This is a genomic window from Methylophaga sp. F7 (assembly GCF_056863975.1).
The window spans coordinates 751,675-775,361 of record NZ_CM166511.1; the positions used below are offsets into that span (position 1 = coordinate 751,675).

Genomic DNA, 23,687 nt, shown 5'->3' on the forward strand with positions numbered 1-23,687 from the left:
GATCGAATTTAAATTAATGGATCGATTATGCCCAAAGATAAAACGTATTTACTGACTATCAACGGCGGTTCATCCAGTATCAAATTTACGTTGTATAACGTAACCGAATCGCTTACTCCCATTTTATTCGGCAAGCTCACAGGGCTGGGATTGCCTGTCGCCAAGTTGTGCGTCACAAACTCGATTCAGGCAGAAGAGTCCACTGTAGATATCAAGGCTGACAATTATCAGCAGGCTGTTGAGGTGTTGATAGATTGGGTTTATAAAAATATTGATATCAGCTCAGTTAAAGCTATCGGGCATCGTATTGTTCACGGTGGGCATCAGTATAAAAATCCCCAATGGGTTACCAAGCAATTACTCAAGCATTTGTCGGCAATAACCCCTCTTGATCCACAGCATTTACCGGGTGAGATTCAATTAATTGAAGCATTTGACCAGCATTTCCCACAGTTAAAACAAATGGTTTGTTTTGATACTGAATTTCATCAGAATCTGCCAACAGTTGCCAAATTACTCCCCATTCCCCGTCAGTATTATGAAAAAGGTATTTATCGATACGGATTTCATGGCCTGTCATACCGATATTTAATGCAGGTGTTACAACAGCAAAATGCTAAAAAAGCGAATCACGACAGGATAATTTTGGCGCATCTGGGCAATGGTGCCAGCATGACAGCTGTCACAAATGGGCAATCTATTGATACCACAATGGCGATGACGCCAGCAGCGGGCCTGGTAATGGGGACTCGCAGTGGTGATCTTGATCCGGGTTTATTTGGTGTTCTTAACCGAAGTGAAAGCATGAATGCTGAACAGTTTGAAACAATGATTAATCAGCAATCTGGTTTGCTGGGGATTTCAACCACTACCAGTGATATGAAGCAGCTATTGGAACAACGGTCGACTGACCCAAATGCCGAAGATGCCATAAACTTGTTTTGCTATCAGGCCAGTAAACAGATTGGTGCTTATGCTGCGGCGTTAGGAGGTTTGGATACTTTGGTATTTTCCGGCGGGATTGGTGAAAACGTAGCGGAAATCAGAACACAGATTTGTCAGCAACTGGCATTTATCGGCATTGAACTGGATAACGAATTAAATCAGCAAAATGCTCTGCGCATTTCAACATCACAAAGCAGAGTTACTGTCTGGGTCATCCCGACCAACGAGGAATTAATGATTGCGCAATCGATGTGCGATCTATTGAACCTGAATCATTAAGGGGAAAAGCAAAATGACATTTGAACCATCAAATACATTACAACCACTGGATCAGGACTTACTGGATAAAATGCATGCCTACTGGCGCGCCGCAAATTATTTGTCAGTGGGACAAATATATCTGTATGACAACCCATTGTTAAAACAACCTCTTCAGGCAAAACACATCAAACCACGGCTGTTGGGACATTGGGGCACCACACCCGGACTCAACTTTATATATGTGCATTTAAACCGGGTTATCAAAAAACGTGATCTTAATATGATCTACATTGCTGGGCCAGGTCATGGTGGACCGGCGTTGGTTGCTAATACCTATCTTGAAGGTACTTATAGTGAAACCTATCCGGACATATCCGAGGATGAAGCCGGCTTAAAACGTTTGTTCAAACAATTTTCCTTTCCCGGTGGCGTACCCAGTCATGTTGCTCCGGAAACCCCGGGCTCAATTCATGAAGGTGGAGAATTGGGTTATGCCTTATCCCATGCTTATGGTGCGGCATTTGATAACCCAGATTTGGTTGTCGCCTGTGTGGTTGGTGATGGTGAAGCGGAAACGGGTGCGTTAGCCACTAGCTGGCATTCCAATAAATTTTTGAATCCACAGCATGATGGTGCGGTATTACCGATATTGCATCTCAATGGTTACAAAATTGCCAGTCCGACAGTACTGGCACGTATCCCCAATGATGAGCTGGAAGCCTTGTTTTATGGTTATGGTTATACGCCCTACTTTGTCGAAGGCGATGATCCAAAGCAGATGCATCAACTGATGGCGGCAACATTGGATAAAGCCATGGAACAAATCCGTCATATCCAGAATGATGCGCGTGAACATGGTGTACATCTGCGTCCCCGCTGGCCAATGATTATTTTACGTTCGCCAAAAGGTTGGACAGGTCCAGAAGAAGTCGATGGCAAAAAAACTGAAGGCACATTCCGATCTCATCAGGTGCCCATGGGCGATATGGATAAGGAAGGACATGTCGAAATCCTTAATAAATGGCTGAAAAGCTATAAGCCGGAAGAGCTATTTGATGATGGCGGCAAGCTCAAAGCGGAACTGGCAGCCTTGGCGCCTGAGGGTGATCGACGGATGGGCGCAAATCCACATGCAAATGGTGGTCAGCTGCTGCAGGATCTAACTTTACCGGATTTTCGTGACTATGCCGTAGAAGTCAAAAAGCCCGGAGGCACGAAAGGCGAAGCTACCCGGGTAATGGGTAAATTTCTGCGCGATGTGATGCAACAGAATCTTGATGCCAAGAACTTCCGTTTGTTCAGTCCTGATGAAAATAACTCCAATCGTTGGCAGGATGTGCTTGATGTCACTGGCAGAACCTGGATGGGTGAAATGATTCCGGGTGATGACAAACTGTCCAAAGATGGCAGAGTGATGGAAATGCTCAGTGAGCATCAGTGTCAGGGCTGGCTGGAAGGTTATTTATTAACAGGTCGACATGGTTTTTTCTCCTGTTATGAAGCGTTTATTCATATCATCGACTCGATGTTCAATCAGCATGCCAAATGGCTGAAAATCTGTAATCAGATCCCCTGGCGTAAACCTGTTGCCTCATTAAACTATCTATTGTCATCACATGTATGGCGTCAGGATCACAATGGCTTTTCGCATCAGGATCCCGGCTTTATTGATCATGTAGTGAATAAAAAAGCCGAAGTGGTACGAGTGTATTTGCCGCCTGATGCCAATACACTGTTATCCGTTACTGATCACTGCCTGCGCAGTCGTAACTATGTAAACGTGGTTGTGGCCGGTAAACAATCTTCTCCACAATGGCTGGATATGGAGTCGGCAGTAAAACATTGCACCGCTGGTGTAGGTGTCTGGCAATGGGCCAGTAATGATAATGGCAACGAACCGGATCTGGTGATGGCTTGTTGTGGTGATGTACCGACGATGGAAACACTGGCTGCAGTAAAATTACTGAATATGTTTTTACCGGAGCTGAAAGTCAGGGTGATTAATGTGGTGGATCTGATGAAATTACAATCACCCAGTGAACATCCTCATGGTCTTGAAGAAGATGAATTTGATGCATTATTTACTAAAGATAAACCGGTTATTTTTGCCTACCATGGTTATCCAATGCTGATTCACCGGTTAACTTATCGCCGCACCAATCATAAAAATCTGCATGTCCATGGCTTCAAAGAGGAGGGGACCACCACCACGCCATTTGATATGGCAGTTATTAATGGTCTGGATCGTTTTCACCTACTGGAAAATGCCGTCAAACATTTAACAGAGCTGCCCGATGATAAAGTGTCAGAAATCGAGTTATTTATTCAACAGAAGCTCGCAGAACATGATGACTATATTCGGGAGCATGGACAGGATTTACCGGAGATCCGTGATTGGCAATGGAATGGTTAGATTGGGTTTTACAGTTTGCCCCTCCAGTGTTGGAGGGGCATCAGGACTGGCCTCAGCTGTTATTGATGTAACTGATCGGCAGCAAATAATGTGTTTTCGAGCAATGTAGCCACAGTCATAGGACCGACACCACCCGGAACAGGTGTAATCCAGGCTGCTTTTTCGCTGGCTTTATCAAACTCAACGTCGCCTGTTAACTTCCCGTTTTCCAGTCGGTTAATACCCACATCAATCACTACGGCATCTTCGCGGATCCAGTCACCCGGAATAAAGTTGGGTTTGCCTACCGCGACAACCAACACTTCTGCACGACGAACATGGGATTCCAAATCTTTTGTCATACGATGACAAACGGTAGTCGTGCATCCAGCCAGTAACAGTTCAAGTCCCATTGGACGACCCACTATATTGGAAGCCCCAACGACTACTGCTTCTTTACCTCTAAGATCAATTCCAACAGATTGCATCATGGTAATCACACCTTTCGGTGTGCATGGACGTAAAAGTGGATTACGTTGAGCCAAGCGACCGATGTTATAAGGATGAAAACCATCCACATCTTTGTGCGGTGCAATATGTTCAATAATGACATCAGTATTGAAATGTGCTGGCAAAGGCAGTTGCACCAGAATGCCATCAATCTCATCGTCTTCATTCAGCTGTGTAATCAGGTCTAGCAGTTCTTGTTCTGTAGTGGTTTCAGGTAAATCAAATGATTCGGACTTGAAGCCCACCTCTTCACAACTACGACGCTTGCTACCCACATAGACTTGGGACGCCGGATTGTCGCCAATCAGGACTACAGCAAGTCCAGGCCGGCGTTTTCCGGTAGCGAGACGCATTTGGGTTGCTGCTTTGATTTTCTGTTTTAGCTCGGCAGCAATTGTTTTTCCGTCGATGATTTGAGCAGTCATTCTGTGGGTTCCGGCCTTTCAAAAGCGGCTATGATCGCACGTTGCGTTAGCCACGGCAAAAAATATAAATGTGCTGTTGACTCGCTATCGGCATCAGCGTATTATTTCGCCTTCTTCGAGGATGTCTGTCCTTGGATAAGTCGGGGCATAGCGCAGTCTGGTAGCGCATCTGGTTTGGGACCAGAGGGTCGGGAGTTCGAATCTCTCTGCCCCGACCACTTTATTGACTGCTTAATTATCCTCACTTAGTTATTAATGCGCCCGTAGCTCATCTGGATAGAGCATCGGCCTTCTAAGCCGAGGGTAGCAGGTTCGAGTCCTGCCGGGCGTACCATCTCTCTCTATTTCAAAATCTGCGACAAACTTTCAAGTTGATTTTTAGCCCTTGTCGGTGCTAACTTTCACGTGACCAAGGACGGCATATCTGAATTTCTCAAATTGAAAAGTGAACTCAGCAACGTGAATAAAAATACCCTGCTCGTAACTGGCGGTGCCGGTTTTATCGGCTCTGCATTGATTCGTCAATTAATTACCGAAACCGACTTCACCGTTATTAACATCGATAAACTGACCTATGCTGGCAATCTCGAATCACTAACCGAGATTGATGCTTCGCCAAACTATTATTTTGAACAAGCTGATATCTGTGATGCTGAGGCAATGGATAGAATATTCACCCAATATAAACCCAGTGCCATGATGCATCTTGCTGCCGAATCGCATGTTGATCGTTCGATAGATGGCCCCGCAGATTTTGTGCAAACCAATGTGGTTGGTACATATATTTTGCTTGAGGCGGCCAGAAAATACTGGAAATCATTATCCGCTGATGATGCCGGAAAGTTCCGCTTTCATCATATTTCAACAGACGAAGTCTATGGCACATTAGGCGAAACGGGTCTGTTTACTGAAACAACTCCTTACCAACCCAATTCACCATACTCCGCCACCAAAGCTGGCAGTGACCATTTGGTTCGTGCCTGGCACCATACATATGGTTTACCAGTATTAATGACTAACTGTTCCAATAACTATGGGCCGTATCAGTTCCCCGAAAAATTGATTCCAGTAGTAATTAACAATGCACTTGCTGGTAAACCATTGCCTATTTACGGTAAAGGCGAAAATATCCGTGATTGGTTATATGTCGATGATCATGCAAGAGCCTTAAGACTGGTGCTGGCGGAAGGCAAGTTATGCGAAAGCTATAATGTCGGAGGTTTTAATGAACATACCAATCTGGAAGTGGTACAACTGATTTGTCAGATTCTGGATGAACTATTGCCTGATTCACCCCATCGGCCACATAAAAATTTAATCGAATTTGTTACGGATCGTCCTGGTCATGATGCGCGTTATGCCATTGATGCCAGCAAAATTGAACGGGAACTGGGCTGGAAACCTCAGGAAACATTTGCCACGGGGTTACGTAAAACAGTGCAGTGGTATCTGGATAATCGCCAATGGTGTGAAAACGTGATGGATGGTAGTTATCAGCAACAAAGACTTGGACTGGGAGATAATAAATGAGTCGTAAGGGAATCGTACTGGCAGGGGGAAGCGGCACACGGTTATATCCAGTAACCCAATCCATCTGTAAACAACTGCTGCCGGTGTATGACAAACCGATGATTTATTATCCGCTGGCCACCATGATGCTGGCTGGTATGCGGGACATCTGTATTATTTCCACCCCTCAAGACACGCCACGCCTTGAACAGTTACTCGGAGATGGCAGTAAGTGGGGTTTGAATCTACAGTATATTGTTCAGGATAAACCGGAAGGTATAGCCCAGGCTTTTACTCTTGGCGCTGATTTTATCGGAGATGATGATTGCGCTTTAGTACTGGGTGATAATGTCTATTACGGTCATGATTTGGCCGATATGATGCGAGATGCTGATAACAATAAAGAAGGTGCGACCGTTTTTGCCTACCCGGTGAGTGACCCTGAACGTTATGGCGTCGTAGCGTTTGACGAAAACGGTAAAGCATTAAGTATCGAAGAAAAACCGACTAAACCTAAATCGCGCTATGCCATCACAGGTTTATACTTTTATGATAATCAGGTCGTTGAGATTGCCCGCAATCTCAAACCTTCCGCTCGTGGTGAACTTGAGATTACTGATGTGAATCAGGCTTATCTGGATAACGGCAAGCTTAACGTACAGGTAATGGGCCGTGGTATGGCCTGGCTGGATACCGGAACTCATGATTCCCTATTGGATGCTTCAATGTTCATTCAAACCCTTGAACAACGCCAGGGGTTAAAAGTGATGTGTCCTGAAGAGATTGCCTTTCGCATGGGATATATTGATGCTGAACAACTTGAACAATTGGCCCAGCCATTATTGAAAAGTGGTTATGGTAAATATTTGTTAAATATCATTAATGAGACAATTTACTAATGTTAGTCACCGAGACCAATATTCCTGACGTTAAATTACTGACGCCCAAAAAGTTTGGTGATGAACGCGGTTTTTTTCTGGAAAGTTATAACAAGAAAACCTTTCAGGATTTACTCGGTTTGGATATTGATTTTGTGCAGGATAATCACTCGCGTTCAGCGAAAGGCGTGTTACGCGGTTTGCATTATCAAATCAAGCAACCACAAGGAAAATTGGTTCGGGTAACAGCAGGAAAAGTGTTTGATGTGGCCGTTGATATGCGTCGTGATTCACCGACATATGGTCAATGGACCGGAGCGGTTTTAACTGCTGAGGGTCAGGAACAGTTCTGGGTGCCCGCCGGGTTTGCCCATGGTTTTCTGGTGTTAAGCGACAGTGCCGATTTTCTTTATAAAACAACCGATTATTACGCACCTGAATATGAAAGAACGGTAGCATGGGATGATGCCGATCTGGCAATTGACTGGCCGTTAGAGGACATAACACCGGTTTTATCAGCTAAAGATCAACAAGGTACCCCGTTTAAACTGGCTGAGACCTTTTAAGTGAAAATATTACTGATTGGCGGACAGGGACAGGTTGGATTTCAATTACAGCGTAGTCTTGCCTGCCTGGGCGAATTACACACTACGACAAGACAATCACTGGATTTGGCGGATATAACCGCAATTCGAGAGACGATTCATGCTATTCAGCCGGATCTGATTGTAAATGCTGCGGCCTATACTGCAGTAGATAAAGCCGAACAGGAAACTAAATTAGCCCAAAAAATTAATGCTATTGCCCCGGCTGTGATGGCTGAAGAAGCCAACAATTTATCGATTCCCATGGTGCATTTTTCAACTGATTATGTTTTTGATGGCAGTAAGACTTCTCCCTGGGTAGAGACCGATGCTACCGGTCCATTAAGCCATTATGGTCTGACAAAACTGGAAGGGGAGCAGGCAATTCTTGCCAGTGGATGTGATCATCTGATTTTCAGAACCAGCTGGGTATATGATCGGCGAGGTCATAACTTTTTGAATACAATGTTAAGACTGGCTGAAGAACGTGAGCAATTGAATATTGTAGATGATCAGATTGGTACTCCAACGTGGAGTAGACATATTGCTGATGTCACTGCTCAAGCATTGGCTCAGGCACATAATGATGATGCATTTTGGAAGCAAAATAGTGGTGTTTATCATTTAAGCGCAGCAGGTCAAACCAGTTGGAAAGGATTTGCCGAGGCTATCTTTCAGATAGCTGAAGCTGATGGTCGGCGTGTTCCAAAAGTAACAGGCATAACTACGGCAGAATATCCGACACCAGCCAAGCGACCATTAAATTCCTGTATGGATAATACAAAATTAAAACGCCATTTTGGTCTGCAGTTACCCGATTGGCAGGTAAGTTTACAATGGGTTTTACAGTCATAAATACTCAGTACAGATTTGCCAAAGTAGGAAAAATCGAGGGAAAGGTTCGTGATACAAACCACGTATAATAAACTAATGCAGTGGTTTTTAAGCCGTCCGCGAACCACTAAACGCATATTGAGTATTTTCATTGATTACATCGTGGTGATGCTGGTGTTATGGCTGGCATTTTCGCTGCGACTTAGTACGCTGTACCAACCGCCAGTTACCCAATTATGGTTATTTTTTCTCGCGCCGTTTATCGCGATACCGATTTTTATTAAATTGGGGTTATACCGGGCTATTGTTCGCTATATTGGGCTTGATGCCCTGTGGACAATTTTTAAGGCCATTGGACTGTTTACCGTCATTTTTGCCACCGTTGTCGTATTATCTGGACCATATGCCGGCTTAGTACCCAGAACAATTTATATTATCAATGCGCTATTACTATTTTTGGCAGTAGGTGGACTGCGTTTATATGCACGCTGGTTGTTTATCACCACAACCCGCAGTCCATTGGCAGAGTTGGATAACAAACGATATATTCCTCCCGTTTTAATATATGGGGCCGGACGAGCAGGCGCCCAACTATCAGCCTTATTAAAAATGGGTCGTCAATTGCGGCCAGTAGCGTTTATTGATGATGACCCGACGCTTTATCGCCAGCAAATTAACGGGCTGAATGTCTATCGTCCTCGTGATCTGGTGAAACTGATTGATAAATTTCATGTACGTGATGTGCTATTGGCCATGCCATCAGCTTCCAGAAGTCGGCGAAGTGAAATTTTGCGTTCTCTAGAGGAATTACCCGTACATATCCGTACCTTGCCAGATCTTACCGATATCGCCGAAGGTAAATTGGAAGTTTCAGATATTCAGGAAGTGGATATTGCAGATTTACTGGGTAGAGAAGCCGTTGCCCCTGATCCGCAATTATTAACAGCGAATATCACCGGTAAATGCGTCATGGTCACCGGTGCCGGTGGTTCGATTGGCTCCGAGTTAACACGGCAAATCATCAAACTCAAACCCAGCCGATTGTTATTGTTCGAAATCAGTGAATTTGCGTTATATCAAATCGAACAGGAGCTCTGTAATTTGGAGAGCGGAGTAGAAGTAATTGCTTTACTGGGCTCGGTTGTTGATCGGATTCGTTTGACATCAATCTGTCAGCATTTTGCGGTACAAACTATTTACCATGCCGCAGCGTATAAACATGTGCCAATGGTTGAAAAAAATGTGGGTGAAGGAATCCGTAACAATGTTTTCGGTACATTACATTGTGCCCAGGCCGCCATTGCGGCAAACGTTGAAACATTTGTGTTGATTTCTACGGACAAAGCTGTCAGACCTACTAATACCATGGGAGCCAGCAAACGGATGGCTGAGCTGGTTTTGCAGGCTTTGGCAGAAACCTCTATTACCCGATTTACAATGGTAAGATTTGGTAATGTACTGGGTTCATCCGGTTCAGTTGTGCCATTATTTCGTGAACAGATAGCCAAGGGTGGCCCTGTTACGGTTACGGATTCGCAAATCATTCGCTATTTTATGACCATTCCCGAAGCTGCCGAACTGGTAATACAAGCTGGTGCAATGGGGCAGGGAGGTGATGTGTTTGTGTTGGATATGGGTTCAGCAGTAAAAATTGTTGATCTGGCAAAACGAATGATTCATCTCAGTGGCTTTACGGTTAAGAATTCTGAAAATCCCAACGGTGATATTGAAATTACCTTTACTGGCCTGCGTCCTGGCGAAAAGTTATTTGAAGAGCTGCTAATTGGTGAAAATGTCAGCCAAACGGCACACCAGAAAATTATGCGAGCCGAAGAGCGGGTGATTGCCTGGCAGGATTTACAGTTAATTCTGACTGATTTACAGCATGCTGTCAGCGTTGCAGATTATGAGCAGGTCCGGGTACTGCTCAGCAAATATGTAGATGGATTTATGCCCCAATGCGGGATTGAAGACTGGCTGAGCAATAAAGCGGTTATCAATCAGTAATATCCACGAGTTTTATAACTTTTAAGAGACGTATTATGGAAAAAACACTCAATATTGCAGTTGCTGGAACAGGTTATGTTGGCTTATCACTTGCCGTGTTGCTGGCCCAGCATCATCATGTGACTGCTTTGGATATCGTCCCTGAAAAAGTTGATCTGATTAACGCTAAAAAATCACCCATTGTCGATAAAGAAATCGAAGATTTTCTGGCCAATAAACCGCTCAATCTGAATGCCACAACGGATAAGCAAAAAGCTTATGAAAAAGCTGATTTTGTCATTATTGCTACGCCAACCGATTACGATACGGTAACGAATACCTTTAATACCAATTCAGTTGAAGCGGTTATTCAGGATGTGCTGGCGATAAATCCATCAGCTGTTATGGTAATAAAGTCAACTATTCCGGTGGGTTACACTCAAACTGTTCGAGCCAAATTTAGCACAGATAAAATTTTCTTTTCGCCTGAGTTTTTACGCGAAGGTAAAGCGTTATATGACAATCTATATCCTTCACGCATTGTCGTAGGTGAACAGAGTGATCGTGCACGTTTGTTTGCTGATTTGCTGTTGCAAGGCGCAGTGAAGAAAGATGTGCCCGTGTTATTTACTGATCCTACCGAAGCCGAAGCGATCAAATTATTTTCCAATACCTATCTGGCGATGCGGGTCGCGTATTTTAATGAACTCGACAGTTATGCTGAAACACATAACCTGAACAGCCGACAAATCATTGAAGGGGTTGGTTTGGATCCTCGCATTGGAGATCACTACAATAATCCTTCGTTTGGTTATGGTGGGTACTGCCTGCCAAAAGATACCAGACAACTGTTGGCCAACTATGACACTGTGCCCAATAGCTTGATTCGGGCTATTGTCGATGCCAATACCACCCGCAAAGACTTTATTGCCGAACAGATTATTAAGAAAAATCCCCTAGTTGTGGGTATTTATCGACTGGTCATGAAACAGGGATCAGATAACTTCAGAGCTTCAGCTATACAAGGCATTATGAAACGTATTAAGGCCAAGGGTATAGAAGTTATCGTTTATGAACCGGTGTTGGAAGAAGCCGAGTTTTTCCGTTCAAAAGTAGTCAATGACTTGGCAGCATTCAAACAACAATCTTCTCTTATTATTGCCAATCGTATTACTGATGATATTCAGGATGTAAAAGAAAAGATTTATACCCGCGATTTATTTGGCCAGGATTAATCCCTTTTGTCTGAAAGACTCAACAGCTAATACGTTTTATTGATGATAGAAGGGCATTATTTATAAGGTTGCTGATGTATAATCCTTGTTTGCTTATTTGGAGGACAGCAATCAGTGTGTGGAATAGTCGGTGGTATTGCTGAGCGAAATGTGGCGCCAATCTTGATGGAAGGTCTACGCAGGCTGGAGTATCGAGGCTACGACTCTTCCGGTGTTGCGCTTATGGATGCTGACGCCAATATTCATCGGGTTCGTTCCCTTGGTAAAATTAAGCAGCTTGAAGCCAAGATAGATGGCGAAAACAGCAGCTTTTCCGGTCAAATGGGCATTGCGCATACACGCTGGGCCACGCATGGAATACCTTCCGAAAATAATGCTCATCCACACATATGCAATCACCGTGTTGCTGTTGTACACAATGGCATTATTGAAAACTATCAGGTTTTAAAACAGCAACAGACGCACCAGGGATATCGCTTTACCTCTGAAACCGATACAGAAGTGGTCGCCCATTCCATATATCAATATTTATACGGTGATGCTTCTCCAACTGCCAGCCGCACCAGTCTTTCCCTGTTTGATGCCGTGGTGGAAGCCATTCATGATTTTGAAGGTGCTTATGCACTTGGAGTCATTGCCACCGATGAGCCGAATACCCTGATAGCTGCCCGCAAAGGCAGCCCATTAGTGATTGGAATTGGTATCGGTGAGCATTTTATTGCTTCCGATGTATCTGCCTTACTACCCGTTACCCAGAACTTCATTTTTCTGGAAGATGGCGATGTTGCTAAACTGACACGCGAGAGCATTGAAATTTACAGCTCTGTAACCGGTGAGAAAGTTGACCGCCCGATCAAACAATCTTCGTTAAATATCACGGCGGTAGAGCTGGGTGAGCATCGTCATTACATGCACAAAGAGATCTTCGAACAGCCACAAGCTGTAATTGACACTCTTGAGGGACGAGTAACGCAGGATCAAGTGCTGGTTTCAACTTTTGGTCCCGGCGCCGAATCCATTTTCAAAAGTATTGAACGGCTGCATATTATTGCCTGCGGTACCAGTTATCATGCGGGCATGGTGGCAAAATACTGGGCTGAAGATATTGTTCGTCTTCCTTGCCAAGTTGAAGTGGCCAGTGAGTTTCGTTATAGAAATCCGGTCATCGAAGATAACACGCTTTTTGTCACCATCAGCCAGTCGGGCGAAACGGCCGACACATTGGCTGCTTTGCAGCAAATTAAAGCTTATGCTGTTGCTAGTCCTGATGCCTTTGCGGTAAAAAATATTCACACATTATCAATCTGTAATGTAGCTGAAAGTAGCTTGACACGTGAAGCTGATCTCTGTTATCTGACGCATGCCGGGCCGGAAATCGGTGTCGCTTCCACCAAGTCTTTTACCACTCAGTTAGTAGCGTTAGCTTTATTGTTAACGTGTATTGGCAAAGTCAAAAAACGTATTACACGAGAACGTGAGAAACACATTACTCAAGGCCTGCAAAAATTACCCAATCTGATCCAAAATGCGTTGATGCATGAACAGGAGATTCAGGACATTGCTCAGGCTTTTGCAGATAAACAACATGCTTTATTTTTAGGACGCGGGACGATGTTCCCCATCGCTCTCGAAGGTGCTTTGAAACTCAAAGAAATCAGTTATATCCATGCTGAAGCCTATCCAGCTGGTGAACTGAAGCATGGTCCGTTAGCATTGATTGACGAAAATATGCCAGTCATTGCTATTGCACCTCTAGATGACCTTTTAGATAAACTCAAATCCAATCTGCAGGAAGTTAAAGCACGTGGTGGTCAAATGATTGTTTTTGAAGACGAACGTTCTGATATTAGTTCTGAAAGTGGTTTTAAAGTTATAAAAGCTACAACCAATGTTGGTCGTATTACAGCACCAATAACTTACAATATCCTTCTTCAATTATTGAGTTACCACGTTGCTTTAATAAAAGGCACAGATGTTGATCAACCACGTAATCTGGCGAAATCGGTAACGGTTGAATAATTTAGCCAGGTTTTCGAGAATAAATAAACAGAGATTTAAATGAAAAAAGTTGCTTTAATTACAGGCATAACGGGTCAAGATGGTGCCTATCTCGCCGAGTTTCTGCTAAAGAAAGGATATACCGTTCATGGTATTAAACGAAGAGCATCATCATTTAATACCGCTCGAATTGATCATCTATATCGGGATCCACATGAAGATGGAGTGCGGTTCTTTTTACACCATGGAGATTTGACAGATTCAACATGCCTTATTCGTATTATCCAACAAATTCAGCCGGATGAAATATACAACCTCGCTGCACAGAGCCATGTGGCAGTCTCATTTGAAGAACCAGAATATACTGCAAATTCAGATGCATTAGGTGCCCTACGCATTTTAGAAGCGATACGTATTCTCGGTTTAGAAAAGAAATCTCGCTTCTATCAAGCATCTACTTCTGAGTTATACGGTTTAGTGCAAGAAACTCCACAAAAGGAAACAACGCCATTTTATCCTCGTTCGCCATATGCAGTTGCTAAACTCTATGCATATTGGATAACGGTGAATTATCGCGAAGCATATGGTATGTATGCCTGTAATGGCATTCTTTTTAATCATGAATCTCCAGTGCGTGGTGAGAACTTCGTTACAAGAAAAATCACTCGTGCATTAGCGCGCATCAAATTGGGCTTACAAGAGCGTTTATATTTGGGCAATTTGGATGCAAAGCGAGACTGGGGGCATGCAAGAGATTACATCGAAGCTCAGTGGCTAATGTTGCAACAGGAAGAACCGGAAGACTTTGTAATTGCTACTGGTGAGCAATATAGCGTACGTGATTTTGTAAATGCCGCAGCAAGAGAGTTAGGCCTTAAGGTTCGGTGGGATGGTATTGGTATCGATGAAAAAGGTTATGATGATAATGGCAATTGTATTGTTTCGGTTGATCCTCGTTACTTCCGGCCGACTGAAGTTGATACCTTATTAGGCGATGCATCTAAAGCAAAAGAAAAACTTGGCTGGCAATCCAGAACTTCATTCGAAGAGTTAGTCAAGGAGATGGTTCGTGAAGACCTCAAGAAGTCTGAGCGCGATGAGCTGGTGAAAAGTCACGGTTACTATACAAACAATTACCATGAGTAAACGAGGTTGACGATTCGGCGTAATTTGTTGGCCGGAATAGCAAATTCTATCTGGGCAGCATTGGTTGGCTTAGCAGTTGTTCCTTTCTATCTAAAGTTTCTTGGCGTAGAAGCCTATGGATTGATCGGTTTTTTTGTGACAACTCAAGCCCTATTTCAATTACTTGACATGGGTATGTCACCTACCATCAATCGAGAGGTTGCTCGCGCTTCCGCCTCTGGTAGCATTAAAGAATCTGGTAATTTGCTGCATACCTTAGCTGTTATTTATTGGTGTATGGCTGCGTGTATAGCTATATCAATGTGGATTTTAGCGCCTGTAATTTCTGAACAATGGTTACAATCTAAACAGCTATCCAAAGAGACAATTACCTACGCGGTGATGCTAATGGGATTTGTGGTCGCGTGCCGTTGGCCAATAGGACTTTATATGGGAGCATTGGTCGGCGCACAAAGAATTACTGTATCTAGTTCGATTAACATGGTCATGATTACGGTTGGTAGTGTAGGAGCTGTTGCGATACTTGCATTCATCTCATCTACCATTGAAGCATTTTTCATTTGGCAGGCATGTGTTGGGCTTATTTATGCATTAATTATGAGGTTGGCTGCTTGGCGTATTATCGGTAAAACGAAACACCTTAAATTTGATATAAATAAACTAAAGAGTGTATGGCGTTTTACTGCAGGTATGAGTTTCATCGCCATCACTTCAGTCATATTTACCCAGATGGATAAAGTGATTCTCAGTAAGATATTATCACTTAATGACTTTGGTCATTACATGCTTGCAACAGTCGTGATAAGCAGTTTATTTACATTAATCACTCCTATTTTTAACATTATTTATCCGAGATTTTCAATTCTTGTTGCAAAAGGTGAAACCGAAAAGCTTATCCATCTCTATCGAATGGGGACTCGTTTACTTGCAAGTGCAATTTTTCCAATTGCCATGATTTTAGTGGTGCTCGGCCAAGAATTAATGTTTGTATGGACTAATGATGCTGAAATCGCAGCAAGTGTCGCTCCCCTTATTGCACTGCTAGCTGCCGGCTCAGTGTTACATGCTCTAATGCATTTCCCCTTTGCTCTGCAACTGGCATATGGCGAAACGCAGTTGCCAATGTCGATCAGCATAACTCTGATGATTGCTTTTTTACCATTGATTACCTATCTGGCTTTAAACTATGGCGCGTTAGGGGGCATTGGCAATGTTAATTTTGTACTTAATGTACATGCTTTTAGGGACATGGTTGACGCACCGCCGTTTGCTTAAGGGAATTGGCGCTAGTTGGCTCTTAAAGGATGTAAGCATCCCTCTAGTACTGACGTTAATGATTGGTGGTTTAGGGTATTGGATATTTGAAAGCGCTGAGTATTCGGTTTTTATGAAATTGCTGTTTGGCAGTTTGCTATTTTTAATAGCCATGATGGTTTCTATTACAACGTCAAAACAATTGCGGGTTTTAATAAAGAAAAGCATGAATTGGATATGACCAAAGCTTAATGAAATAAAAACTGGATAAAATGGAAAGAGTATGATCAAAAAATTTAAGAATTATTTGTGGGATTTGCGTGATCGACAAAGAATCATTATTGCGTTGAGTAAGGGCGGTGCAATGATGAATGCAAGAAACATAGACTTAAAGTATCCAGCAACTTGGGAATTTTCTGGATTTAGTCAAAACGGTGAAGATGGAATCATAGACGTATTACGAAAACAGCTTAAAAACAGTAACCGTTATTTCATTGAAATTGGAGCCGCAGATGGTATTGAGAATAATTCAGGGTGGATGCTGGTGGCTGAAAATTATAATGGACTGATGATCGAAGGTAATCAACAACTTGTTGAAAGAGCTAAGCGCACAGTGGTTGGGAATAGTATTGGGGCCGAAATTCACAAAATGTTTGTAACCAAAGAAAGCGCGCTCAATCTTAAAGAATTGGCGATGTTTCTGGAGCCAGATGTTTTCTCGCTTGATATCGATGGCAACGACTATTATATTGCCCAAGCGATTTTCGATGCTGGCTTCCGACCAAAGATTTTCGTGGTTGAATATAATTCAGTTTACGGTCCTGAACGAAGTATGACTGTCAAGTATGATCCTGCATTCGTATATACACAGGCCCATCCGACTCATTTATATTACGGCGTTTCGATTTCAGGATGGCGGACATTTTTTGAACAGCTTGGATATCATTTCGTAACAGTTGACCAAAACGGTGTGAATGGCTTCTTCGTAGATCCTCAACATTTTGATATTTCATTTCTTGGCGCGATTAGAGGACTGTCTTTTGCAGAGAATCAATCCCAACATAAAAAATTCAGAAAATCTAGTGAAGATCAATTTGCGCTAATTGCCGACCAAAAATTTATCACTATTTAAAAAATATTACTTACTAAAAAACTGAATGAGAAAGCGAAATGTCGATATTGCCACGATGGATGAAAGCTTTACTTAAGCGTTCAAAAACTTTAGTAAAACTCAATGTAAGCTTGAGATGGAAATTCCATTTATTAATGGATTGGTGGGGAACAAAAGTCTGGACTAAGACGAAAGAAGTTGTAACTCCACTAGGTTTTAAGTTGACTTCAGGCTTGCACCCAGCATACGAATTGATGCGAAGTGGAAGATTTGAATTAGAAGAAACAACAATAATTTCGAAATTATTACCTCAAGTGGATGTGTTTGTGGATATCGGTGCAAACCTTGGTTACTATACTTGTCTTGCATTACAATCAGGTAAGCCAGTAATTGCATTCGAGCCACAACAGCAAAATTTACAATGCTTATTTCAGAATCTGATAGCAAATGGATGGGAAGGTAAGGCTGAAGTATTCCCTCTTGCACTTAGTGAGCATTCTGGACTGCTTACCCTTTATGGTGCTTCAGGCCCATCGGCTTCTTTAATTAAAAATTGGGCTGGTTACTCTTCTCGTTTTAATAAGGTTGTACCTGTATCAACGTTAGACAAAGTATTAGTAGGACGTTTTAATGGTAAGCAACTGTTTATAAAAATGGATGTGGAAGGGGCTGAGTTCAGTGTGCTTAAAGGGGCTCTAGCTACACTTCGACTTTCTCTTAAACCTATTTGGTTATTGGAAATCTGTCTTGAAGAGTTTCACCCTGATGGAAGGAATCCAGATTTTTATGAGATATTTAAATTGTTTTGGGAACATGGTTATAAGGCTTTCACTGCAACCAAAAATCCGATTTTAGTGAATCAATTCGAAGTAGAAAATTGGCTCAAAAAAGGACATGCAGATTCTGGAACTTTCAATTACGTATTTGCTGAATCCGAAGATATGCTGCTCTGCCAGTCCGATAATTAATGATTAATCCGTGTTGGAAATAATGGTTACAAAATTATCTATCTGCATTGCCACCTATCAGAGGGGGGTTCATTGCTGAGACACTTGAATCTATTCTTCAGCAACTGCAACCTGGCGTAGAGATTATCGTCGTAGATGGTGCCTCTCCTGATAATACGCCTGAAGTGATGGCAGAATATACAGCTAACCATCCTGAGATCAGTTATTTTCGTGAAGAGAAAAACTCAGGTGTAGATGCGGACTTTGATAAAGCCGTTGGATATGCTAGAGGCGAATTTTGTTGGTTGATGACCGACGATGATTTGCTTAAGCCTGGGGCGATACAAACAGTTTTATTATCACTCAATGATTTAGATGATTTAGTTATTGTAAACTCAGAAATCAGAAACGTAGACATGCAGGAAGTTTTTGAGAGTCAACGTCTTACGTTTCAAACTGATAGAGTTTATCGCTCTGCTAATTACGATGACTTATTTGCAGATACGGCAGGCTACCTTTCTTTTATTGGTTGTGTAGTCATACGCCGTTCATTTTGGCTGTCTAGAGAGCGTGTAGCTTATTACGGAACGTTGTTTATACATGTCGGGGTGATTTTTCAGAGTCCGTCCATTAAGAATGTACGAATCATCTCTGAACCTCAAATCATCATCCGATATGGTAATGCGATGTGGAGTTCACGTACTTTCGAAGTTTGGATGTTTTTATGGCCAAAATTAATTTGGTCATTTCCCGATTTTTCAAATGAAGCAAAAAGAATTGTCTGTAGAAAAGAGCCTTGGCGTAGTCATAAAGCTTTATTTCATAATAGAGCTCTTGGTTCGTATTCATTTAGTGAGTTTAAAAAAATTTCTAAGAAAAATATAGGTACCTTAGCAAAATTTGTTGCATTTTTTTTGAGTATATTCCCAGCATCACTCGCTAATATGATTATGGTTTTATATTTTGCGAGAAAGGTACCATCCGCTCGGATGGCTTTACATGATCTACTATACAGTTCCAATGCAAGCCTGCTAAGTCATCTTATCGCAAGCATTTTTGTTAAACGTGGAACTTGACACATGTCAACGTCTTTTATTACCGGCATAACAGGGCAGGATGGCTCGTATTTAGCGGAATTATTGCTTGCCAAAGGTTATCGTGTAATTGGCGCAGTTCGAAACCTTAAGGAATCTCAAGAAAAACTTCCCTTAATACTAAAAGATAAAGTGGAGTTAGTTGAATTAGATATTTCGGATCAATCCAGCATTACTCAAATAATTTCTCGTCTTAGGCCACATGAAATATACAATTTTGCTGCCTTTTCATCTGGAGCTGGAATGTATGATGAGCCAGTTGAAATAGGTGAGGTAAACGGTATTGCTGTCGTAAAGATATTGGAGGCGATTCGTTCTGTGGATAAAGAGATTAAATTTTGCCAAGCCTCCAGCCGAGAAATATTTGGTGAAGCAACCGAAAGCCCACAAAATGAATCAACGCCTGTTAACCCTCGAAGTCCATACGGTGCTGCTAAGCTTTATGCGGACACAATGATTCAAATCTACCGTAAACATTTCGGATTGTATGTTTGCTCAGCAATATTGTTCAACCATGAAAGTCCTCGTCGTGGATTAGAGTTCGTAACCAGAAAAATCACTCGTGAGGCAGTTAAGATCAAACTGGGACTGACGGATGAATTACACCTTGGTAATTTGGACGCACGAAGAGATTGGGGGTTTGCTGGTGATTACGTGGAAGCAATGTGGCTGATGTTGCAACAACAATCAGCAGAAGATTATGTGCTAGCTACTGGACAGACTCATTCTGTCCGTGAGTTATGTGAGTATGCATTTGAATATTTGGGAATGGATTATCGAGACTATATACGGGTAGATGAAATAGCCTTCCGGCCAGCCGAAACAGTTCCACTTGTTGGTGATATATCCAAAGCGCGGGTTGAATTGAAATGGCAACCTAAAGTCAGTTTCAGGGAGCTTGTGCAAATGATGGTAGATGAAGATTTAAATAGCCTAAAAAATAATAAAGAAAATGGAGCTTAAGTGCATGTACAAAAAGGTCGAAAAATGCAGGATTTGCGGTAATAAGCATTTAGAGCGTGTTTTGGATTTGGGTGAGCAAATGCTTACTGGTGTTTTTCCACGCGATAAAGATGAAAAGATTACTACAGGACCACTTCATTTGGTGAAATGTGTAGGCGATGAAGAGGAAGTTTGTGGACTCTTACAGATGGGACACTCATACGATCTTGATGAAATGTATGGTGAAAACTATGGTTACCGATCTGGACTGAATGCCAGCATGGTCATGCATCTACAAAAGAAAGTGAGCCGCATATTAGATCTTGTGAAACTAAACATAGACGATTTGGTAATTGATATCGGTAGTAATGACAGCACTACATTACAGGCATATCCATCTTCAGGGCCTGTGTTGGTGGGGATAGATCCTACTGGAATTAAATTTCATAGCTATTATCCTTCACACATCAACTTGATCCCTGAATTTTTCTCTTCTGCACTAGTGAAAGATAGGTTTCCTAATAAAAAGGCAAAAGTTGTTACTTCTTTTTCAATGTTTTATGACCTTGAAGATCCGATGGATTTTATGCATCAGGTTTATGATGTTCTGGCTGACGATGGAATATGGGTATTCGAACAAAGTTATATGCCAACCATGTTAGATACGAATTCATATGACACAGTATGTCATGAACATTTAGAGTTCTATGCATTACGTCAGATAAAGTGGATGGCTGATCGCGTCGGATTCAACATTATTGATGTAGAGTTCAATGATATCAATGGAGGTAGCTTCTCAATAACGGTAAAAAAATCTCATGGAGATAATAAAGTAACTCCTGAGGTTCAAAAAATTCTAGAAGATGAGAGTGAAAGAGGACTAGATACTTTGATTCCTTATAAGAAATTTGCTGAAAGAGTGGCTCAGACAAAAAGAGATCTTCTTGCATTTATAGAAACAGTTCATAAAGCTGGAAAATCCATCGCTGTTTTGGGGGCTTCGACTAAAGGGAACGTACTTTTACAATACTGCGGGTTGACTTCAAAAGAAGTTGAGTGTGTGGGAGAGGTTAATGCCGAAAAGTTTGGTTGTTATACTCCAGGTAGTTGGATACCGATAATTCCGGAAAAGGACCTACTTGAAAAAAAACCTGACTACATGATTGTGTTGCCGTGGCATTTCAGAAAGTTTTTTACTTCCAATAAAAGTTTTTCAGATATGGAGCTTGTTTTTCCACTACCAGAATTAGAAATCGTTAAGGTTGTTTGATGGCAAGTAATTCTCAAAGAAAAAAGCTCGTGTAATCGCCTTTTATCTCCCACAGTTTCACCCAATACCGGAAAATGATCTTTGGTGGGGTAAAGGGTTCACTGAGTGGACTAATGTTGCTAAAGCTCGTCCAATGTTTAAAGGGCATAAACAACCTCATTTACCTGCTGATCTGGGCTTTTATGATCTTAGATTAGCAGAAACAAGGTATGCACAAGCAGAAATGGCAGCTTCTCATGGAGTTGAAGGCTTCTGCTATTGGCATTATTGGTTTGGTGGCGGTAAACGGTTATTAGAGAAGCCTTTTGATGAGGTATTAGAATCTGGAAAACCAGATTTCCCTTTTTGTCTTGGCTGGGCAAATGAGTCGTGGACAGGTGTATGGAATAATGACCCAAAACGGTTATTGATAGAACAAACTTATCCAGGATTGGATGATGATATAGCACATTTTAGTTATCTGCTTAAAGCTTTTAGTGATGAGAGGTATATAAAAATTGATGGCAAACCACTGTTATATATATACAAACCTTTAAAGTTACCAGATGCAAAAAAAAGGTTTGATTTATGGCGTGAGTTAGCAATTAAAGCAGGTTTAAAAGGATTGTATATTTTAGGGAACAACATGTTAGATTTCAGTGATGCAGAATCCTTAGGTTTGGATGGTGCGGTAATCTCAACTTTAGGTGTCGTTTCATCAAAACATGCAACCTTAAATAAATTTCATAGATTAAGTTGGGGGCTTCGAAAGAAACTTAACTTGGGTGGGCCACGCATTATCGAATACAGTGAAGCAATAAAACATTTAATTCCAAATTTGAAACAGTTTGATTTTGATGCCTATCCAATGATTCTCCCAAATTGGGATCATACACCTAGATCGGGTAAAAAAGGTCTCGTTTTACAAAACTCTAATCCAGAATTATTTCAAAAACATATAAACGATGCACTTGATTCAGTAGCTGATTATGATGATGAGCAAAAAATTATCTTTCTTAAATCATGGAATGAGTGGGCTGAAGGTAATTACATAGAACCAGATACTGAATGGGGAACGAAGTATTTAGAAGTATTAAATAGAGCCATTTCTAATTGAAATTAATACTCACTAACGCAAATGGATATGGATATAAAAAATGAGTATAGTTTATTTGGGCTTTGTAAATATTGCTTTGGCGGTATTGCTAATTTTATGGATGTATTTTGAACGTAATTCTCTGGCAGTATTGATCGCACTTTTTGTATATGCATCAATTCATTTCGTATATACATCTATTCCATTTTTTTATTATTCAAATTCAAGTTCTGTAATTAATGAACTTCATATTATTGGTAGTGTATGGCCAGCAAAGCTATCTGGCATTGCTGTTCTTGCAGCATCCTTAATAATATTATTCCTGCAAAGAACTAAAAAAGAAAAATTGGATGAAATATTAGTATTGGGTGTGATTAATATTTTTTATTTTCTTATATTAAGCATTGGACACTTTTTATCTGATAAATATCTAAGTATGGCCAATCTTTTAGCATTATGTTGCTTTATAACTTTAATCTTAATATCCAAAAGCTTAAAAATAAATTTCGACAAATCAGATAAAAAATTATTTAGTTTTTTTCTAGTTATTATCAGTATTCAGACCTTAGCTTCTATAGTTGCTTTATATGAATTATATTCTCTTAAGACTTGGGCTACATTTTTGAACAGTAATGGTGATATTGTATATCGAGCAAGTTCTCTCTTTTTTAATCCAAATGTATATGGAATATGGTCTGTTATAGTTGCATTGCTATTTTCATATTCTTTTCAGACGGGGCTTTATTCGAAAACTATAAGCTCTATTTTTATAGTGCAATCATCCATATCTCTTTTTATGTCAGGTTCTAGGAGCGCTTTACTATTGCTAATGCTGGCTTTAGTTCTAATTGGAGTTATGTCTGTAAAAATTGATTTTAAACACAGATGGTTTCCACTATTATTAGTTTTTTTGTCTACTTTCGGTCTAAGTGCAATTGTTAAATTTTTTCAGTTGAACATAACATTTCAATTGGTCGGGATGAATGTGATCTCTATACTTGCAGATAGGATCATAATGACGCCAGTTTATATAATTTCTTATGTTCTGGGAGATGGTTTACCCGAAGAAGTCACTTTATCAATTGAAGGTCGCACAAAAGGTTCACTAACGGATTCTAGCTGGTTGACTTTATTGGATGATGCTGGTGGTTTAGGAATAATATTATTTCTCAGTTTTTTATCTTTTCTAATATATAAAAGCTTAAAATCCTATTATTTGAAATTGGTGTCATCGACAATGTAAAACTGCCCCACTAACGACAATCAAAAATTGACCCACCTGAGGCAAAAT

Annotated in this window: 19 protein-coding genes and 2 tRNA genes; 20 read left to right on the forward strand and 1 reads right to left on the reverse strand. The window is 41.4% G+C overall.

Going from position 1 to position 23,687, the window contains the following annotated elements:
• The first annotated feature begins 27 nt into the window (after positions 1–27).
• Together AC08OG_RS03875 and AC08OG_RS03880 are read left to right on the forward strand one after the other, a co-directional pair.
• Positions 28–1,224 carry an acetate/propionate family kinase gene (locus AC08OG_RS03875; protein ID WP_292357931.1) on the forward strand — a complete coding sequence of 399 codons (1,197 nt, stop codon included), beginning with the start codon at positions 28–30 and terminating at the stop codon, positions 1,222–1,224.
• 13 nt (positions 1,225–1,237) lie between these two features.
• The gene (locus AC08OG_RS03880) at positions 1,238–3,619 is read left to right on the forward strand and encodes a phosphoketolase family protein (RefSeq protein WP_292357932.1); all 2,382 of its coding nucleotides are present in this window, start codon (positions 1,238–1,240) and stop codon (positions 3,617–3,619) included.
• 59 nt (positions 3,620–3,678) lie between these two features.
• Here the strand turns inward: AC08OG_RS03880 and folD are convergent, their stop codons facing one another.
• Positions 3,679–4,533 carry a bifunctional methylenetetrahydrofolate dehydrogenase/methenyltetrahydrofolate cyclohydrolase FolD gene (gene folD / locus AC08OG_RS03885; RefSeq protein WP_292357934.1) on the reverse strand — a complete coding sequence of 285 codons (855 nt, stop codon included), beginning with the start codon at positions 4,531–4,533 and terminating at the stop codon, positions 3,679–3,681.
• A 141-nt stretch (positions 4,534–4,674) separates the two neighbouring features.
• Between folD and AC08OG_RS03890 the strand changes: the two genes are divergently transcribed.
• The 18 genes from AC08OG_RS03890 (at position 4,675) to AC08OG_RS03975 (ending at position 23,639) form a co-directional block, all read left to right on the forward strand.
• Positions 4,675–4,751: transfer RNA gene (locus tag AC08OG_RS03890), tRNA-Pro, on the forward strand.
• Positions 4,752–4,790: 39 nt separating this feature from the next.
• Positions 4,791–4,867, forward strand: a tRNA-Arg gene (locus AC08OG_RS03895).
• Between the two features lie 125 nt (positions 4,868–4,992).
• The gene (gene rfbB / locus AC08OG_RS03900) at positions 4,993–6,063 is read left to right on the forward strand and encodes a dTDP-glucose 4,6-dehydratase (protein ID WP_292357936.1); all 1,071 of its coding nucleotides are present in this window, start codon (positions 4,993–4,995) and stop codon (positions 6,061–6,063) included.
• A complete protein-coding gene (gene rfbA, locus AC08OG_RS03905; RefSeq protein ID WP_292357939.1) occupies positions 6,060–6,941 on the forward strand; it encodes a glucose-1-phosphate thymidylyltransferase RfbA in 882 nt (293 codons plus the stop codon). The genes rfbB and rfbA overlap by 4 nt, the downstream gene beginning before the upstream one ends.
• Positions 6,941–7,486 (forward strand): dTDP-4-dehydrorhamnose 3,5-epimerase, encoded by a 546-nt coding sequence (gene rfbC / locus AC08OG_RS03910; protein WP_292357940.1) that lies wholly within the window; start codon positions 6,941–6,943, stop codon positions 7,484–7,486. Before rfbA ends, rfbC begins: the two co-directional genes overlap by 1 nt.
• Positions 7,487–8,359, forward strand: coding sequence for a dTDP-4-dehydrorhamnose reductase (rfbD, locus tag AC08OG_RS03915; RefSeq protein WP_292357941.1), 873 nt, complete (start codon positions 7,487–7,489; stop codon positions 8,357–8,359).
• Positions 8,360–8,407: 48 nt separating this feature from the next.
• Entirely contained in the window at positions 8,408–10,345 is a 1,938-nt protein-coding gene (locus AC08OG_RS03920) for a polysaccharide biosynthesis protein (RefSeq protein WP_292357943.1), read from the forward strand.
• Positions 10,346–10,380: 35 nt separating this feature from the next.
• Positions 10,381–11,559, forward strand: a complete 1,179-nt coding sequence (locus AC08OG_RS03925; RefSeq protein ID WP_292401651.1) for a nucleotide sugar dehydrogenase — start codon at positions 10,381–10,383, stop codon at positions 11,557–11,559.
• Between the two features lie 114 nt (positions 11,560–11,673).
• Positions 11,674–13,578 carry a glutamine--fructose-6-phosphate transaminase (isomerizing) gene (glmS, locus tag AC08OG_RS03930; protein ID WP_482930045.1) on the forward strand — a complete coding sequence of 635 codons (1,905 nt, stop codon included), beginning with the start codon at positions 11,674–11,676 and terminating at the stop codon, positions 13,576–13,578.
• A 39-nt stretch (positions 13,579–13,617) separates the two neighbouring features.
• Entirely contained in the window at positions 13,618–14,703 is a 1,086-nt protein-coding gene (gene gmd, locus AC08OG_RS03935; RefSeq protein WP_482930046.1) for a GDP-mannose 4,6-dehydratase, read from the forward strand.
• Positions 14,704–14,709: 6 nt separating this feature from the next.
• Positions 14,710–15,978 carry a lipopolysaccharide biosynthesis protein gene (locus AC08OG_RS03940; RefSeq protein ID WP_482930047.1) on the forward strand — a complete coding sequence of 423 codons (1,269 nt, stop codon included), beginning with the start codon at positions 14,710–14,712 and terminating at the stop codon, positions 15,976–15,978.
• A 262-nt stretch (positions 15,979–16,240) separates the two neighbouring features.
• A complete protein-coding gene (locus tag AC08OG_RS03945; RefSeq protein ID WP_482930048.1) occupies positions 16,241–17,089 on the forward strand; it encodes a hypothetical protein in 849 nt (282 codons plus the stop codon).
• A gap of 38 nt (positions 17,090–17,127) precedes the next feature.
• Positions 17,128–18,036 (forward strand): FkbM family methyltransferase, encoded by a 909-nt coding sequence (locus AC08OG_RS03950; protein WP_482930049.1) that lies wholly within the window; start codon positions 17,128–17,130, stop codon positions 18,034–18,036.
• Positions 18,037–18,083: 47 nt separating this feature from the next.
• Positions 18,084–19,091, forward strand: coding sequence for a glycosyltransferase family 2 protein (locus AC08OG_RS03955; protein ID WP_482930050.1), 1,008 nt, complete (start codon positions 18,084–18,086; stop codon positions 19,089–19,091).
• Positions 19,092–19,094: 3 nt separating this feature from the next.
• On the forward strand, positions 19,095–20,072 hold the full coding sequence (locus AC08OG_RS03960) for a GDP-mannose 4,6-dehydratase (protein ID WP_482930051.1): 978 nt from the start codon (positions 19,095–19,097) through the stop codon (positions 20,070–20,072).
• A gap of 4 nt (positions 20,073–20,076) precedes the next feature.
• Positions 20,077–21,321, forward strand: a complete 1,245-nt coding sequence (locus AC08OG_RS03965) for a class I SAM-dependent methyltransferase (protein WP_482930052.1) — start codon at positions 20,077–20,079, stop codon at positions 21,319–21,321.
• Positions 21,322–21,355: 34 nt separating this feature from the next.
• Positions 21,356–22,417: a glycosyltransferase WbsX family protein gene (locus AC08OG_RS03970; RefSeq protein WP_482930520.1), complete on the forward strand. Its 1,062-nt coding sequence runs from the start codon at positions 21,356–21,358 to the stop codon at positions 22,415–22,417.
• A 40-nt stretch (positions 22,418–22,457) separates the two neighbouring features.
• Positions 22,458–23,639, forward strand: a complete 1,182-nt coding sequence (locus AC08OG_RS03975) for a hypothetical protein (RefSeq protein WP_482930053.1) — start codon at positions 22,458–22,460, stop codon at positions 23,637–23,639.
• Positions 23,640–23,687 lie beyond the last annotated feature (48 nt).